General features: G+C 72.2%; 14 protein-coding genes and 2 pseudogenes. 9 read left to right on the top strand and 7 right to left on the bottom strand.

Annotation, left to right across the window (positions count from 1 at the left end; all coding sequences use genetic code 11):
- Window positions 1-124: 124 nt before the first annotated feature.
- A complete protein-coding gene (locus ACFSL4_RS20990; RefSeq protein ID WP_381084995.1) occupies window positions 125-376 on the bottom strand; it encodes a WhiB family transcriptional regulator in 252 nt (83 codons plus the stop codon).
- 268 nt (window positions 377-644) lie between these two features.
- On the opposite strand from ACFSL4_RS20990, the gene ACFSL4_RS20985 reads away from it, so the two are divergent.
- Both ACFSL4_RS20985 and ACFSL4_RS20980 read left to right on the top strand, forming a co-directional pair.
- A complete protein-coding gene (locus ACFSL4_RS20985; protein ID WP_381084992.1) occupies window positions 645-1436 on the top strand; it encodes a VOC family protein in 792 nt (263 codons plus the stop codon).
- Between the two features lie 162 nt (window positions 1437-1598).
- On the top strand, window positions 1599-2816 hold the full coding sequence (locus ACFSL4_RS20980) for a glycoside hydrolase family 64 protein (RefSeq protein WP_381084989.1): 1218 nt from the start codon (window positions 1599-1601) through the stop codon (window positions 2814-2816).
- 21 nt (window positions 2817-2837) lie between these two features.
- Here the strand turns inward: ACFSL4_RS20980 and ACFSL4_RS20975 are convergent, their stop codons facing one another.
- Both ACFSL4_RS20975 and ACFSL4_RS20970 read right to left on the bottom strand, forming a co-directional pair.
- Window positions 2838-3911, bottom strand: coding sequence for a LacI family DNA-binding transcriptional regulator (locus ACFSL4_RS20975; RefSeq protein WP_381084986.1), 1074 nt, complete (start codon window positions 3909-3911; stop codon window positions 2838-2840).
- Between the two features lie 88 nt (window positions 3912-3999).
- Window positions 4000-4980, bottom strand: a complete 981-nt coding sequence (locus ACFSL4_RS20970; RefSeq protein WP_381084984.1) for a multicopper oxidase domain-containing protein — start codon at window positions 4978-4980, stop codon at window positions 4000-4002.
- A 206-nt stretch (window positions 4981-5186) separates the two neighbouring features.
- Between ACFSL4_RS20970 and ACFSL4_RS37630 the strand changes: the two are divergent.
- A pseudogene (locus tag ACFSL4_RS37630) lies at window positions 5187-5385 on the top strand (hypothetical protein); the annotation flags it as partial.
- Window positions 5386-5389: 4 nt separating this feature from the next.
- A pseudogene (locus ACFSL4_RS20960) lies at window positions 5390-6045 on the top strand (ThuA domain-containing protein); the annotation flags it as partial.
- 29 nt (window positions 6046-6074) lie between these two features.
- On the opposite strand, the gene ligD reads toward ACFSL4_RS20960, so the two are convergent.
- The gene (gene ligD, locus ACFSL4_RS20955) at window positions 6075-7130 is read right to left on the bottom strand and encodes a non-homologous end-joining DNA ligase (protein WP_381084979.1); all 1056 of its coding nucleotides are present in this window, start codon (window positions 7128-7130) and stop codon (window positions 6075-6077) included.
- Between the two features lie 75 nt (window positions 7131-7205).
- Between ligD and ACFSL4_RS20950 the strand changes: the two genes are divergently transcribed.
- The gene (locus tag ACFSL4_RS20950; RefSeq protein WP_381084976.1) at window positions 7206-8276 is read left to right on the top strand and encodes an ATP-dependent DNA ligase; all 1071 of its coding nucleotides are present in this window, start codon (window positions 7206-7208) and stop codon (window positions 8274-8276) included.
- A 205-nt stretch (window positions 8277-8481) separates the two neighbouring features.
- The gene (locus ACFSL4_RS20945; protein ID WP_381084973.1) at window positions 8482-9468 is read left to right on the top strand and encodes a DUF3048 domain-containing protein; all 987 of its coding nucleotides are present in this window, start codon (window positions 8482-8484) and stop codon (window positions 9466-9468) included.
- A 53-nt stretch (window positions 9469-9521) separates the two neighbouring features.
- On the opposite strand, the gene ACFSL4_RS20940 is transcribed toward ACFSL4_RS20945, so the two are convergent.
- Window positions 9522-9854 carry a hypothetical protein gene (locus ACFSL4_RS20940; RefSeq protein WP_381084970.1) on the bottom strand — a complete coding sequence of 111 codons (333 nt, stop codon included), beginning with the start codon at window positions 9852-9854 and terminating at the stop codon, window positions 9522-9524.
- Window positions 9855-9978: 124 nt separating this feature from the next.
- The gene (locus tag ACFSL4_RS20935) at window positions 9979-10464 is read right to left on the bottom strand and encodes a MarR family winged helix-turn-helix transcriptional regulator (protein ID WP_381085016.1); all 486 of its coding nucleotides are present in this window, start codon (window positions 10462-10464) and stop codon (window positions 9979-9981) included.
- 219 nt (window positions 10465-10683) lie between these two features.
- Here ACFSL4_RS20935 and ACFSL4_RS20930 point away from each other — a divergent pair, with 219 nt between their 5' ends.
- On the top strand, window positions 10684-11436 hold the full coding sequence (locus ACFSL4_RS20930; protein WP_381084967.1) for a CoA transferase subunit A: 753 nt from the start codon (window positions 10684-10686) through the stop codon (window positions 11434-11436).
- Between the two features lie 2 nt (window positions 11437-11438).
- Entirely contained in the window at window positions 11439-12701 is a 1263-nt protein-coding gene (pcaDC, locus tag ACFSL4_RS20925; RefSeq protein ID WP_381084964.1) for a bifunctional 3-oxoadipate enol-lactonase/4-carboxymuconolactone decarboxylase PcaDC, read from the top strand.
- A gap of 397 nt (window positions 12702-13098) precedes the next feature.
- Here the strand turns inward: pcaDC and ACFSL4_RS20920 are convergent, their stop codons facing one another.
- Window positions 13099-15774: an ATP-binding protein gene (locus tag ACFSL4_RS20920; RefSeq protein ID WP_381084961.1), complete on the bottom strand. Its 2676-nt coding sequence runs from the start codon at window positions 15772-15774 to the stop codon at window positions 13099-13101.
- Between the two features lie 236 nt (window positions 15775-16010).
- Between ACFSL4_RS20920 and ACFSL4_RS20915 the strand changes: the two genes are divergently transcribed.
- On the top strand, window positions 16011-16313 hold a 303-nt coding region (locus tag ACFSL4_RS20915; RefSeq protein ID WP_381084959.1), incomplete at its 3' end, for a DUF2510 domain-containing protein.

Genomic DNA, 16313 nt, shown 5'->3' with positions numbered 1-16313 from the left:
GCCGGTACCCGACGGCGGATGAACGATGACAGGGGCCCGTCCGGTCATGTCTCCAGCATCGTCCCGCGGGCCCCGGCGCGCATCCGGACGGACCCGCCACGACCCGCCTTCATACGGTGTCCCTTCATCGGTCCGCCTCGGTGCGCCGCAGGTGCATCCGCTCCTTCTCGGACAGGCCGCCCCAGACGCCGAACCGTTCGTCGTTCTCCAGGGCGTAGGCGAGACACTCGGAACGGATCTCGCAGAGTCCGCAGATGCGCTTGGCCTCACGCACCGAGCTGCCCGGCTCGGGAAAGAAGAAATCGGTCCCCGTCTGCGCGCACAGCGCCTGCTCCTGCCAGGCGATGTCGGACACAGTGATCGCTTCTGTGTGCATGGCCGAGATCGTGCCGAGCGGCGAAAAACGTTCGATCAACGCGGGATCAACGGCTCGCTCGGCAAGCTCCCGCGGCGGTCGGACAACGGCTCCTGATGATGCCCCCGCCGGGCGGGCGGTGCACGGCGGCACGCGGCGGCCCGCAAGAAGGCCGGATCCGCTCGCCCCGAACGCCACGCAAGCCGGTCGTGTCGCTCCGGCGGCACCTGTCGGTGGGCGGTGCGAGACTCGGCAGTGCAGGTAACGGGAACCTCCGAGGAGGGCACTCATGCTCACCACCCGTTTCGTCAACGGCGCCCCCAACTGGCTGGATGTCGGCACCTCCGACCTCGACGGCGCCATCTCCTTCTACGGCGGTCTCTTCGGCTGGCAGTTCCGCTCGGCGGGCCCCGAGGCGGGCGGCTACGGCTTCTTCCAGCTCTCCGGGAAGACCGCCGCCGGCGCCATGCGGACCACCCCGGAGCAGGGCCCGCCGTCCTGGACCGTCTACTTCCAGAGCCCCGACGCCGAGGCCACCGCGAAGGCGGCCGAGCAGGCCGGCGGCAGCGTGCTCGTCCAGCCCGTCGACGTGATGGGGCAGGGCCACATGGCCGTCCTCGCCGACCCGGCCGGCGTGCCGTTCGGGATCTGGCAGCCGGGCCGGACCAAGGGCATCGAGGTGGCCGGCGCCCCCGGCTCGCTGTGCTGGGTCGAGCTGTACACCCTGGACATCGCCCGGGCCGCCGCGTTCTACCACCGGGTACTCGGCTGGGAGACCGAGGGCGTGCCGTTCCCCGGCGGCACCTACACCTGCGTCAACCCCGAGGGGGCCGGCGCGGACTCCATGTTCGGCGGCCTGGTGCCCCTGACCGGCGATCCCGCAAAGGCGCAGTCCGGCGCCCACTGGCTGCCGTACTTCGACGTCACGGACGCCGACGCCACGGTGAGCCGGGCACAGGAGCTCGGCGGCAGCGTCCGGATGCCCGCGACGGACCTCGACGGCGTGGGCCGCATCGCCAGGTTCGCCGACCCCTACGGAGCGCGGTTCGCGGTGCTCAAGAGCGCCCAGCAGCGGGACTGAGGCGCGAGGGAGCCGTCACCTCTTGAAGGCGGAGAATTCATGAGAGCGCTCTCAGTCATAACCCTTGACGCCTCAACTCGCCCTGGAGACAGTGTGGAACACCGCAGGAGCCCACGGGCACGGGCCATCCTGCGCTCCCCCACACACGCCAGGAGACGACTCGTGATATCACGCCGAGTGTTTCTCACCGGAGCCGCCCTCGCCGCCACCTCCCCCGCCTGGGCCGGCGCCCTCGGCCCGGACACCGCCCACGCGGCACCTGCCACCTGCGAACTCGCGCTGCGCAACGCCTCGTTGCCGGGCACGGTCCGCGCCTACGTCACCGGGCACGAGCAGTCGACGGGCGACTGGATGCTGCTGCGGGCCGACGGCAGCGTCTACCGGCCGGCCTCGCCCTCGGCGCCGCAGACCCCGCTGCCCGTGGACTGTGCCATCCCGCTGGGGCCCGCGGGTTCCGCGCCCACCGTGCTGACGCTCCCCCAGATGTTCGGCGCCCGGATCTACTTCGTGCGCGACGACACCCTCGACTTCTTCCTGAACCCGGGACCGGCCCTCGTCGAGCCGGCGTTCGCGACGCCCGCGGATCCCAACTACGCGAAGACGTGGTCGTTCTGCGAGTTCACCTTCAACTCCGCCCAGCTGTACGCGAACATCAGCTACGTCGACCTGGTGACCGCCCTCCCGATCGGACTGGCCCTGGAGGGTGACGCCACCCACACGGTCGCGCCGCTTCCCGGCGGCGCCGTGGACACGATCGCCTCGGGCCTGACCGCGCAGGCCGCCGAGGACGGACAGCCCTGGGACCAGCTCGTGGTCCGCGTCGACGGGAAGGTACTGCGGGTCATCTCCCCGCAGAACCTGATGGCACCGTACTTCGACCAGCCGGACCGGATGCCGTTCCGCGACCTGTGGACCGCCTACGCCGACCAGGTCTGGGACAAGTACCGCAGCACCGACCTGAGGATCGACCTCCAGGGCGGCCGGGGGGTGTTCACCGGCCGGGTCAGCGGTGACACGCTCACCTTCACCGGCGGCCACACCTTCGCCAAACCCACCTCGAAGGACGTCTTCACCTGCAACCACGGGCCGTTCGCCAACAACCCCGGTGACCCCGACGACAAGAAGGCCATCCTCGCCCGCCTGGCCGCCGGCTTCAACCGCTCGCTCATGCTCACCCACCCGGACCAGCCTGGCGGCGCGACCAGCGCCGACTACTACCAGGGCGGCGTGACCAACCACTGGGCGCGCGTGGTGCACGCCAACTCCCCCATCGGGTACGCGTTCCCGTACGACGACGTACGCCCGGACGGCCAGCCCGATGTGTCGGGGGCGGCGTACGACGGGAACCCGAGGCGCTTCACGGTGACGGTCGGCTCCTGACCGCATGCCCGCGGGGCGCGCTCACGCGGACGCGCGTCGCACCAGGGTCGTCGGCAGCACCACGCTGGACGGCCCGCCGCCCACGCCCGGACCACCACCCGGACCACCACCGGGGGCCCCGCCCGGCCCGCCGCCTCGCCGGTCGAGGCCACGCAGCAGCAGCCTGGCCATCAGCCGGCCCATCTCCTCTATGTCCTGACGGATCGTGGTCAGCGGTGGGTCGGTCTGCTCGGCGACCGGCAGCATGTCGTCGAAGCCGATCAGGGCGACGTCGTCGGGCACCCGGCGCCCCTGCGCGCGCAGCACGCGCAGGGCGCCGGACGCGGTCAGGTCGTTGGCGGCGAACACGGCGTCCAGGTCCGGGCAGCGCTCCAGCAGTTCACGCATCGCGCGCTCGCCCCCGGCGGGGGTGAAGTCACCTTCCGCGATCAGCCGCGGATCGGCGTCGACCATGACGTCCCGGAACCCGTCGAACCGGTCCACGGCGGACGTCTGGTCGAGGGCGCCGGTGATGTGCGCGATGCGCCGGCGGCCGAGTCCGACGAGATGTCGTACGGCCTCGCGGGCGCCGCCACGGTTGTCGCTGTCCACGTACACGGCGCTGCGTGCGCCCCCGCCCCAGCCCGGCCGACCGCCGAACACCGTGGGCACCCCGGCGCGCTGGACCAGCTCCGGCAACGGGTCTTCGAGGTGCAGCGAGAAGACGAGCGCACCGTCGACATGACCGCCGGCGAGATACCGGCCGACCCGTGCGTGGTCGGCGCGCCCCTCCGTGAGCAGCAGCACGAGCTGGGCGTCGTGCGCAGTCAGCTCCTTGCTGATCCCGCGCAGTTGCAGACCGAAGAAGGGGTCGGCGAAGACGCGGGTCTCCGGTTCGGCGATCACGACGGCGACCGCGTCGTGCCGCTTGGTCACCAGGCTGCGCGCCGCCTGGTTCGGTACGTAGCCGAGTTCCTCGACGGCCCGGCGCACCCGCTCGGCCAGGGGCTTGCGCACGCCGTCGCCGCCGTTGACGACCCGGGAGACGGTGGCCCGCGACACCCCGGCCCGGGCAGCCACGGCCTCCAGCGTGGGGCGCGGCACGGTGTCGGTCACTTCGGACTCCTCCCCGGCGGTTCCCGATCAGGATAGCCCGGGAGACCGGTGGCGCTGAGAGCGCTTCCGACGAGGAGGAGCCCGCATGTCACGGACGTCTGTGCGGCGCCTGATGACCGTGCGTGTCGGGGCCGGTGTGCGGGTCGTACCCGGGAATCGTCCCGTCCGGCTTCTTCACCAGGAACATCCCGGTCATCCCCATGTCGGCGTGGCTCTGGACATGGCAGTGGTACATCCATGCGCCCGCTCCGACCCCCTCCCCCGCGATCACCTGGAAACCGAAGGAGTCCCCGGGTCCCACGATCTTGTTGTCGACGACGCGGCTCCCGTCGTCCGGGCCGGTGAGCATTCCGGTGCGGTTGTCCGCCCAGCGGTGCCCGTGCAGGTGGAAGGTGTGGTAGTGGTCCCCGTGGGTGATCATCACGAACTCGACGCGGTCGCCGGCCGTCGCCTCGAAGTCGGGCCCGAAGCGCACCCGGTTGTTGATCACCATGTCGTTGAACACGATCGTGTGCGTCCTGTCGGGCAGGACATCACCCTTGCGGCGTACGATCACCGGCCCGTACAGACCTTTGTGCACGCCGCCGGTGCCGTGCTCCGTGCCGACGACGTGGTCGTGGTAGTTCCAGTACCCCGCGCTGCCCGCCCGCCAGGTCCCGTCCGCGCGGCGACCGGGGGTGTGGGTGCGCCAGGTGTAGGTGCGGGTGTCACCCGGCTGCACATCGCTCCTGGTCCACTTGGTGCCGTCGCTGGAGATCTCGTAGTCCAGCCCGTGCACATGCAGGCTGGCCGCCACGTCCATGGTGTTCTCGAACTCGATGTGAAGCGTGTCGCCCTCGACGAGTTCGATCAGCGGGCCGGGAACGGTCGCCTTCCCCTTGGCGAGGCCGTACCCCATCTGCCCGCCGTCGAGCTTCTCGGCGTACAGCTTGATGTGTCTGACCTCGCCGCCGGCGGGTGCGGTCCGCAGCGGGCCGCCGACGGCCGCGGCCTCTGTACCGATGGACAACGATGTTGCGACGGCTGCACCACCAAGCAGCATCCCTCGGTTGAAACTGCGTCTGTCCATGCCGAACTCCCCATGCCACGACGGAATTCACGGAGACGAGCCGCTGAGACGAACGAGGGGGACGGTAGCGGCATGCCCGCAGTTTATCCACATCAAGGACAAAGTTGTTGTATTGCGGTCATACCCATTGGCGAGTCGCGCAAAGGCGTCTGGTTTCCTTGGCCCTGTTGCCGTGACCGACGACGGGTGGTCGACCACATGCGGCTCAGAGCGACCAGATCGGCGAGCCGTACGGCGCCTGGTGACCGCCCCGACGGACGCGTACTGTACATCGGCCGCGGCAGGGACGCCTCCCAGCCGGTGGTCACCGACTGGAACGATCCGGACATCGGCAAGGGCAAGGGCCAGTTCCACGTCTACGAACCCAAGGCCGGAAAGGTCACGCCGGCGGGCGAGTTGACCGTGCGGCAACCGCGGCCGGCCGTACCGCATGGGCGGCAAGCAGCCCTACCGTGACCGCAATCTGCCGGATCCGTCGCAGCCGCTCGGCTGATACGACTGCGACCGTCCGAGGAACGAGTCCCCGAACAACGACGGTCTGGTCGGCCTGCCGCCGGTCACCGGCGACAACATCTGGTACTCGCCCCAAGGGGGCGGCCCGGAGTACTCGCGCGACGCGAACGGGATCCCCTCGTACAAGGAGGAGGAGGCCACGTATCTGCCCCAAGGCTCAAGGGCGGCGGGCAGGCCGCGATGAACGGTCCGGTCCACCGCTACGGCCCGGATGGCGCCAGCGACGTCAAGTGGCCCGCCCACTGGGATGGCAAGTGGTTCGTCGGCGACTTCCACGACGCCGACCAGCCGCGTGACGCCGTGCTCGTGGACCCGAGGAACCAGGGCGAGGGCGGGCTGCCGGTGCACGCGGAGTCGCTGAAGAGGATCGTCCCGACCGGCAACGACGGCATCAAGAACCTCATGGACTGGAAGTTCGGCCCGGACGGCGCACTGTATGTCCTCGACCACGGGCGCGGCTTCTTCACCTCGGACGCCAAGTCGGCGCTGTGGCGGGTCACCTACACCGGTGGCGGTCCCACCCCCGCCGCCGGCCGACCGGTCAGGAGGGGCACATCTTGGGCACCGGGAGTCCGCAGTGGTCACGGAGCCGAAGGCCCGCCCGGCCTCCCCCGGTCTCCCGGCGCGCCCTCCCGCCGGGCACGGCTCGGCTGCACCCGCTTCGGCTCGCCCGGCATCTTCGGATGCTCCGGCGGATACGGCAGATCGCCGAGGCCGTGGTCGTGTTCGTCGCGTCGCGCCAGTTCGAGCAGCGTCTCGATGGAGAAGGAGTGGTCGTCCATATCGGCGTGTACGTCGCCGAGTTCGGCGAAGCGGCCGGGCATGCTCGCCAGGTCGAAGTCACGGGGGTCCGCGTCCCCCACCTCCTCCCAGCGCAGCGGCGCGGACACGGGGGCGTGCGGCTGGGGGCGCACGGAGTAGGCGGAGGCGACGGTGCGGTCGCGGGCGGTCTGGTTGTAGTCGACGAAGATCTTCGCGCCACGTTCCTCCTTCCACCAGGCGATGGTCACCTGCTCCGGCATGCGGCGCTCCAGTTCCCGTCCGACGGCGATCGCGGCGCGGCGCACCTGGGTGAAGGTCCAGCGCGGTTCGATGGGCACGAAGACGTGCAGCCCCCGGCCGCCGGAGGTCTTGGGCCAACCGCGCAGCCCGCCGAACTCGTCGATTACCGCCCGCAGTTCGTGGGCGGCACGCACCGCGTCGGCGAAGTCGGTGCCGGGCTGCGGATCGAGGTCGATGCGGAGTTCGTCGGGGCGGTCGACGTCGTCGCGGCGCACCGGCCACGGATGGAAGGTGAGCGTGCCGTACTGCGCGGCCCACACCACGGCGGCGACCTCCGTGGGACACATCTCGTCGGCGCTGCGGCCGCTGGGGAAGGTGATGTGGGCGGTGGGGATCCAGTCGGGCATGTTCCTGGGCGCCCGCTTCTGGAAGAAGGACTCACCGGTCACACCGTCCGGGTAGCGCTCCAGGGTGGTGGGACGGTTGCGCAGGGCACGCAGGATCCCGGGGCCGACGGCCAGGTAGTACCGGGCGAGGTCCAGCTTGGTGAAGCCACGTTCCGGGAAGAAGACCTTGCCGGGGCTGGACAGCCGCACCGTCCTGCCCGCCGCTTCCAGCTCCATCGCATCACCCATGCCAGCCACGGTAGGCGTGTGGTACCTCCCTCGCACACCGGGCGGATCCCCCCGCTCGGCCGCAGAATCAAAGGCATGGACCTGCCGGTGATGCCGCCCGTGAAGCCGATGCTCGCCAAGCCCGTGGCGAGCATCCCGCCGGACATGCAGTACGAGGCGAAGTGGGACGGATTCCGGGCCGTCGTGTTCCGTGACGGTGCGGAGGTCGAGCTGGGAAGCCGCACGGGAAGGCCGCTGACCAGGTACTTTCCTGAGCTGGTGGAGGCGTTGCGGGAGCGGCTGCCGCACCGGTGCGTGGTGGACGGCGAGATAGTCGTCGCACGGGAGGGCCACCTCGACTTCGACGCGCTGACCGAGCGGATCCACCCGGCCGACTCGCGGGTGCGGATGCTCGCGCAGAAGACCCCGGCGTCGTTCGTGGTGTTCGATCTGCTGGCGCTGGCCGACGCATCGCTGCTCGACGTCCCGCTGAGCGACCGGCGCGCCCTGCTGGAACGGGAGCTGTCGGGCGTGACGCCGCCAGTCCACCTGGCGCCGGCGACGACCGACCGCGCGGTGGCCGAGCAGTGGTTCCAGCGGTACGAGGGCGCGGGCCTGGACGGGGTGATCGCCAAGCCGCTCTCCCTTCCGTACCGTCCGGACCAGCGCGTGATGTTCAAGATCAAGCACGAGCGCACGGCGGACGTCGTGGTGGCGGGCTACCGCTTCCACAAGAGCGGCCCAGTCGTGGGGTCGCTGCTGCTCGGGCTGTACGACGACCGGGGTGCCCTCCAGCACGTGGGCGTGTCCGCCGCGTTCCCCATGAAGCGGCGCGCGGAGCTGGTGGAGGAGCTGGAACCGCTGCGGATGGAGGACGCCGCGGGCCATCCGTGGGCGGCCTGGTCGGACGAGGTGGCGCACGAGACGGCCCGGCTGCCGGGGGCGCCCAGTCGCTGGTCGGGGAAGAAGGACCTGTCCTGGGTGCCGCTGCGGCCCGAGCGGGTGGCGGAGGTGGCGTACGACCACATGGAGAACGGGGTGCGGTTCCGGCACACGGTGCGCTTGCGCCGCTGGCGCCCGGACCGCACGCCCGAGAGCTGCACCTACGAACAGCTGGATGAACCGGTGCGCTACGACCTCGCGGAGATCCTCGGCTCCCCTGACTGAACGCTCCACCGGCAGCCTCCCGCAAGCCGCCCTCCGGCTGAGCCGCCCGTCCCGCCGGGCCTCCCGTCCCGCCTGGCAACCCCTCCCGCCGAGCCGTTCGGGCCTCCTCGGCGGCAGGTCCGAGTCCGGACGGATCGAGTATGGCCCCCGATGAACGGATAAGCGCACAATTGAAGCCACGGGGCACTCGGTGGAAGCGGTGGGCATGCGACGGAACGCGCGGATGCGGCGCGGTGTGACGGCGGCGGCGCTGCTCATCGCCGCCGCGGTGGGGGGATCCCTGGTGGCGGGCTGCAGCACGGGCGGCGGGTCCCCGGACGGGAGGGACGAGCAGCAGTCGCGGCCCCCGGGCGACGGGGGCCGAACCTCCGCCCCGCCCACAGGCCCGGTACTCGCGGTGAAGATCGACAATGTGCCCGCGGCGCGCCCGCAGACGGGGCTGGAGCAGGCGGACGTCATCTACGCCGAGCAGGTCGAGGGCGGTCTGAGCCGGCTGATGGCGGTGTTCGCGACGAAGCTGCCGAAGGTGGTCGGGCCGGTGCGCAGCGCACGCGAGTCGGATCTGGAACTGCTGCGCCAGTTCGACGAGCCGACGCTGGCCTTCTCCGGGGCGCAGCACAAACTCCTGCCGCTCATCGACAAGGCGCCGCTGACCCCCGAGCCGCCCGAGAAGAACACGGGCGCCTACTTCCGCGGCTCCGGCAGGGCCGCGCCGCACAACCTCTATCTGCGGCCCCGGCTGCTGATGGCGTCCCCGCCCGGGGCCGCCGCACTGACGACGGGCTTCCGCTTCGGCGCCGCACCGGCGGGCGGCACTCCGCAGACCACGCGCACGGTCCGCTTCCCGTCGGCCCGCTTCACCTTCACCTGGTCCGCGGGGCAGCACCGCTGGCGGGTGACGATGGACGGCACCCCGACGGTGACGACGGACGGCGCGCGGGTGGCCCCGGCGACGGTGGTGGTGCAGTACGTGCGGGTGCGCGCCTCACGCTTCCACGACGTCCTCGGCAGCAACTCCCCGTACTCGGAGACCGTGGGCTCGGGGAAGGCCGACGTGCTGCGCGACGGGCGGGTGTTCCACGTCGACTGGCGGCGCGCCTCGGCCGAGGACGGCACGCGGTTCACCGCGGCGGACGGCAGGCCGATGACCTTCGCGCGCGGACAGGTGTGGGTGGTGCTGGCCCGGGCATGACCCGTAGGCGGTCGGGGTGCCCGTTCCTGCGCCGCGACCCGCGAGTGGCCTCGCTACGCCCGGCGGCCCCGTCGGCGGTCGGCCGCCTCGGCCGCGTCCTGCCGGGCGGCGACGAGCGCCCGGCGTGCCTCCTCGGCCGAGCCGAATCCCAGGGCGGCCGCGATCGCCTCCCAGGCGACGCCTCCCGCGAGCAGCGCTTCCACGGCGGCGCCGACGGCGACCACGGACTGGCGCCGGGCGCGGTCGAGTTCGGCGAGGGTGCGCAGCAGGTCGGGGGCCGTGGCGGCGCTCGTGAGACCGCCCTGCGCCGCATGCCGCGCCTGGTCGGCCGTGACCCACCAGTCGGCGGAGGTGTGCGGGGAACGGGTGGCCACGGTCCGGTCCACGGTGGTGCCGCCTTCCTTCGCTGAGACGCATGTCGGGCGCTGCGAGGGCTGCCAGTCTAGTCGCCCGTCCGCATCACGGTGTGCCAAGTCCGCTGAACGGACGAGCCGCCCCGGCGGCGTGCGGTCACACCCCGGCCGCCGCGAGGGGATCCGGTGGGCCTGCCGGGCCCATCGGACGGCGCAGTTCCTCGGCCGCGTCCGAGACGCGCCGGATGAGTTCGATGAACAGGGTCTGCTCGTCGGCGGACAGCGGGGCCAGGAGGACCTGGTTCATCCGGGCGGTGCGCACCGTCAGCCTGCGGTGCGTCCGCGTGCCCTCCTGGGTGAGGCGCAGCAGGAAGCGGCGGCCGTCCTGGGGGTCGCGCACCTTGTCGAGGAGGCCGCGGCGGCCGAGCCGGCTGATCACCTCGGCGATGGTGGACCGGTCGAGGCCCACCCGCTCCCCGACCGTGCGCTGGTCGAGGCCCGGCTCGGCGACGAGGGCGTTCAGGACCGCGAACTGCGGCGAGGTGATCTCCTCGGAGACCATCGTGTTCCACAGCAGGTAGTGGGCCTGCTGCAGCCGCCGGGCCAGGTGCCCGGGCTGGGTGGAGAGGTCCACCACGACCATGTGCACTCCCCTGGTCATTTGGTTCGTGCACTGAACGATACCCCGGGAGGCAGGCCCGTCCACCGAGGGAAACGTTGATCGGATCCGGTGTTCTCCGCGGTATTGACGCTTCCGTACCGGCGATGACAGCGTGAGAAAACCTTGAACAGTTAATCAGTGCCCTGACCAACTGCACGTTCGAGCGCCGCACAGGATGCCTGGAAAGAGGGGTCTTCACGGATGGACAAGGTGGTCGCCACGGCCCTGGAGGCGGTGGCCGACGTGCCGGACGGCGCGTCGCTGGCGGTGGGCGGCTTCGGCCTGAGCGGTGTGCCGAACCTGCTGATCCAGGCGCTGCACGAGCGGGGTGTCTCCCGGCTGTCGGTCGTGTCGAACAACTGCGGGGCTATGGAGTCCGGCCTTGCCGTGCTGCTCGCGGCCGGGCGGATCACCCGGGTGACCGGCTCGTACATCGGGGCGAACAAGGAGTTCGCGCGCCAGTACCTGGCCGGGGAACTCGAGGTGGAGCTGATCCCGCAGGGCACACTGGCCGAGCGGCTGCGCGCCGGCGGGGCGGGAATCCCGGCCTTCTACACCCCGGCGGGCGTCGGGACGCAGGTCGCCGAGGGCGGACTGCCGTGGCGCTACGACGGGCAGGGCGGCGTCGCGCTCGCCTCGCCGCCGAAGGAGGTACGGGAGTTCGACGGCGTGCAGTACGTGCTGGAGCGCGGTATCCGCACCGACTTCGCCCTGGTCCGGGCGGCCAGGGGGGACCGTCACGGGAACCTCGTGTTCCACAGGTCGGCCCGCAACTTCAACCCGCTGGCGGCGATGGCGGGCACGGTGACCGTCGCCGAGGTCGAGGAACTGGTCGAGCCCGGCGGTATCGACCCCGACGCGGTGCACCTGCCGGGGATCTTCGTGCAGCGGGTGGTGGCGCTCACGCCCGAGCAGGCGGCGGACAAGAAGATCGAGAAGAGGACGGTTCGCTGACCATGGCGTGGACGCGTGAGGAGATGGCGGCCCGGGCCGCACGCGAGATGAGGGACGGCCAGTACGTCAATCTCGGCATCGGCCTTCCGACGCTGATCCCCAACCACCTCCCGGACGACGTGGAGGTGGTGCTGGAGTCGGAGAACGGAATCCTGGGCACCGGTCCCTATCCCGCCGAGGACGAGGTCGACCCCGACCTGATCAACGCCGGCAAGGAGACCGTCACCGTCCTGCCCGGCGCCTCCTTCTTCGACTCGGCGCTGTCGTTCTCGGTCGCGGATCTGGCCGGGCTGGTGCTCGCGCTGGCGGACGCCCTCGGCATCGAGCGGTTCGCGTACGCCGGGGTGTCGCTCGGCGGCGCGATCGGTCTGCATCTGGCCGTGCACCATCCCGAGCGGGTCTCGTCGCTGGCCGTCATCTGCTCGTCCGCGCACTTCAACGGGTCCAGGCCCTGGGAGGAACGCGCGGCACTGGTCCGCCGTGAAGGGCTGGGGCCGGTCTCGGCGACCGCCGGCTCGCGCTGGTTCACGCCCGGGTTCACCGTGCCCCGGCTCCTGCGGGACCACCGTGAGGCGGACCCGGCGGCGTACGCCGCCTGCTGCGACGCGCTGGCCGCGTTCGACATCCGCGACCGGCTGCCGTCGATCGGCACGCCGACGCTGCTGATCGCGGGCCGCGAGGATCCGGCGACGCCGCCGGCGCATCTGCGGGAGATCGCGGACGCGGTGCCCGGCTCGGCCCTGGTCGAGATCCCCGGCGCCTCGCACCTGGCGCCCGCCCAGTGTCCGGAGGCCGTCCTGACGGCGCTGCGGGCGCATTTCTCGGGAACCGTGGGGCGTGGCACGCAGGTGCGCCGCCAGGTCCTCGGCGATGCGCACGTGAACCGGGCGCAGTCGGGCGCGACCCCCTTCACCTCCCGGTTCCAGGACTTCATCTCCCGCTACGCGTGGGGCGAGATCTGGACCGACCCGACCCTGTCCCGCCGCGAACGCAGCATGATCACTCTGACGGCGCTGGTCGCGCACGGTCACCACGACGAGCTGGCCCTGCACGTCCGGGCGGCCCGCCGCAACGGTCTGACAGCGGAGGAGATCGGCGCGGTCCTGCTGCAGACGGCGGTCTACTGCGGTGTACCGGCGGCGAATTCGGCGTTCGCGGTGGCGCAGCGGGTCCTCACGGAGATGGACCCTGAGCCGGGCACGGAGCAGGACACGGACGAGGGCACGAGGCAGGACGCCGCCCAAGGCCGACCCCGCCGGCCGTAGCCCCACCGGTGTCCCTCACGCACCCGCGCCTGGCTCTGGCTCTGGCCTGGGGCTCATGCCGAGCACCCCGCCGTCCACCCGGAGAGCGGACCCTGCGGCGTCCGGTGCGTGCGATCGCACGGCGGAGGGTCGCCCTCGTACGGAGAACCACGCACCGAGGGCGAGGCCACGGCTTCGTCGCCGGCCTGGCCTCCTCGGCCGAGGCGCGCCGGCTCGGCACGGAGGTGGCCGCCGCGCACCCCGGCTGGACGTCCCGCTCAACAACGCGGGGGTGGGCGGCGGCACGCCCGGGTCCGGTCGCGAGGTCGGCCCCGACGGGCACGAGCTGCGCCTAGCGGTCGGCTGCCGCTCCCCGGGGCCCACGGTGCTCACTCGCGCCCTGCTGCCGGCGACGCCGCTATCCGTGCACCAGCGCGGCCTCCGCCCGGGCCGTCAAACCGTCCGCGCCGCAGGACCGTGCGAGCGTCAGACCGCGCTCGAGGTCCTCGGTCGACCGGGCGGCGATTCCGTACTCGACACGTGCCACGGCGTGTTCGTAGGCGCACGGCGACGCCTCCAGAAACGTCACCGCCCTGGCGTACAGGGCGACGGCACGCTGTCCGGTCTCCAGGTCGGCGGCGAGACGGAGTGCCTCCCCGATCGCGGTGTCGGTGCCGAAGAGTTCGGCCTGCCGGCGGGTGAGGGCCACCAGTCCCGCGGCACGGCACGGATCGTCGGCGGCCAGGGCGCGGGCGAGATCGCCGGCCCAGGGTGCCACCACGGTGTTGTGGCCGCGTCCGGCGGACGCCTTCTCGGCGGCCTCGAGTTCGTTGACGCCCTCCTCGGTCCGGCCGACGGCCAGGAGCAGCCGGCCGCGCACGGAGTGGTTGTCGGGCAGGGTGATGGTGGAGGGGTAAGGCGGTGCGAATCCGTACTGCTCGGCGACCGACCACGCCTCCTCGATGTGCCCGCGGGCGAGCAGGGTGTCGACGAGGCCGCAGGTCGCGGACCAGTGCAGGGGTAGTCCGCGGCCGACACGCTCCGCGATGCGCAGTGACGAGCGCAGGGATGTCTCCGCCTCCACGAGGCGGCCGCGTCTGCGGTGCCCGAGTCCGACATAGGCGTGGGCCAGGGCGAGGTGGCCGCCGCTCCAGCCGGCGGACTCGTAGGCGCGCAGACCTTCCGTGAACAGGCTCTCGGCCCGGTCGAGCCGGTCGGTGTAGGCGTACGCGTTGCCGAGCATCAGCAGCAGTTCGATGCCCCATTCGCTGTCGGTCCAGCCGAGTCCGGGCGCGAGGCGGCCGTTGACGAGGGCGCGGTCGCACAGTTCCACGACCTCCTCGGCGTTCTCGCCATGGGTCATGGCGTCGAAGCCGCGCAGGATGAGCAGCGCACGCTCGGAGTTGTCCTTGCCGGTGCAGGTGCGGGCGAGCTCGGCCAGTTCCCGGGAACGGGCCGGGGATTCCTCCTCCGCCGCGTGGATGCCCTCCCACATGTGGTGGACGGCACGCAGCCGCATCCGGGCCGGACCCTCCGGCAGCCGGGCCGCCTCCGCGTCGATGGTGCGGACGGCCTCGTCCAACTGGTCGTTGTGCAGCAGGGCCTGGGAGAGGCGGTGGACGGCGTCCACCCGTTCGTCGCCCTCCAGGCCGGGCATGGCGAGGGCCGCCTGGAGGTAGTCGATGGTGGTGGCGGGCGAGGTCAGCAGCGTGGCGCAGCCCAGTTCGTAGAGCACGTGCGGGTGGATCTCGGGCAGCGGCGGCTCCACGAGGGCGCGCTCCAGACAGCGGCGGGCCGCCTCGGGGGCGCCGACGGCGAGGTGTTCGCGCGCGGCCTGGCGCATCTGCTCGACGAGTTCCTCGTCGTCGTCCGGGTGGACTTCGAGGAGATGGCGGGATGCGGCCGCCGCGCCGAGTCCGGAGTCGGTGACGACCTGAGCGGCGATGCCGTGCATCGCGGTGCGCAGTCCGTCGGGGATGGAGCGGTAGACGGCGCTGGCGATCAGAGGGTGCACGAACTCCAGCTCTCCGTCGTCCGTCTGACGGCTCGCAGGATCGCTCTCGGTGAGGATGCGGGCCGCGCTGAGGAGTTCGGCGCAGCGCCGCGCCTCATCGGGGCGCAGCGTGGCGAGCCGGGCCACCAGGTCCACGGTGATGCCGGAGCCGAGGATGGCCGCGGCCCAGGCGAACCGGGTGGCCTCTATGCCGAGGCTCTCCAGGCGGGCGACGAGACCGTTGCCGCGGGCCGAGCGGTTCAGGGCGCGCAGTTCGGCGGCCGAATCCTCGACCGGCGCGAGCTGGCTGTCCTGCACCTTGGCGAGGAGTTCGACGGTCTCGTACGGATTGCCGCCGGTCACGGCCCACACCTCGCGGCAGAACGGGGCGTCGGCGTGCTCGCCGACGGTGGCCCGGGTGAGTCCGGCGGTCGCCTCGGGGGTGAGCACGCTCAGCGTGCTGACCGGGCGGCGGGCGGCCGCGGTGATCGTGTCCAGATGGCGGCCGCTCTCGCCGGTGGCCTCGCCGGGCCGATGGGCCACCACGACGAGCACGCGCAGTTCGCCGAGGCGTTCGCAGAACGCGGCCAGCCAGTGGAGGGTCTCCTGGTCGGCCCAATGGGCGTCGTCGACGAGCAGCACCAGCGGCCACTCCCGCTTGGCCAGCCGGGACACGGCGACGACCAGGCCGTCGTACACGCCCTGTGGGTCGGCCTGCCGGTCGCCGGGGGCCGTTATGCCGAGGGCCGGGCCGGCGATGTCGTACCAGTCGCCCAGGTACTCCCGCGCCTCCGTCGGCATCAGCGAGACGAGCGCGGGCTGCAGCAGTTGCCGCACGACATTGAAGGGGACGGATGTGACCGTCTCGCCGCCCCGGGCCGACCAGACCGTGCAGCCGCTCTTCTCGGCGATGCGGCGTGCCTCGGCGAGGAGCGCGGTCTTGCCGATGCCGGCCTCTCCACTGAACACGAGCAGGCTCCCCGGCTCCGACGGCGAGGCGTCGTCGCGCAGGGCGTCGACCGCCTCGGTGATGGCGGCGAGTTCCGCGTCGCGTTCCCACAGGGAAGCCGAGGCGGCCCCGCCGGGCCGTGCCTCCGTCATCCCGGTACCTCCCCAGGTCGCCCAAACGACGTACGGACATTGAGCCTAGCCGTCCGGGAGCCGCGGTGGAGCCCGCTCGGTGCACCTGTTGCCGTGATGGGTGATGCGTCGCCTCCCGAGGCGACGCCGCACGCCACCGGCGGCCGGCCCGGGAGCGGGGCGGCACCCCGCAACGCGTCTTCCTCCCGCTCCGGCCCTCTCATCCCTCTTTCACACACGCCTCATACGGTGGGTCCATGACGCAGGTGACTCCGCCCGGGTGGTATCCCGACCCCGGGCAGACAAGTGACGGTCCCGCCACCGAGCGCTGGTGGGACGGCAAGGCATGGACGGACCGGACCCGCCCCGTGGATCCGGCCGTCTCCTGGGGTCCGCCGGCGCAACCGCCGGGCGCCGGCGCCGAGGCGGGCGGGCCGTTCGCCGCCGCCCCGTATCCGGGTGCCCGGCCCGCCTCCGCGCGGCGCGGGGTGCGGACCGGGCCCGCCGTGGCGGCGGCGGCCGTGCTCGCCGCCGGCATCGGCGGGGGGGTGTACGCGCTG

The organism is Streptomyces caeni (assembly GCF_042678285.1).
GTDB lineage: Bacteria > Actinomycetota > Actinomycetes > Streptomycetales > Streptomycetaceae > Streptomyces > Streptomyces caeni.
Note: the sequence above shows the minus strand (reverse complement) of the source record. Positions and strands in the feature narration are given on the sequence as shown.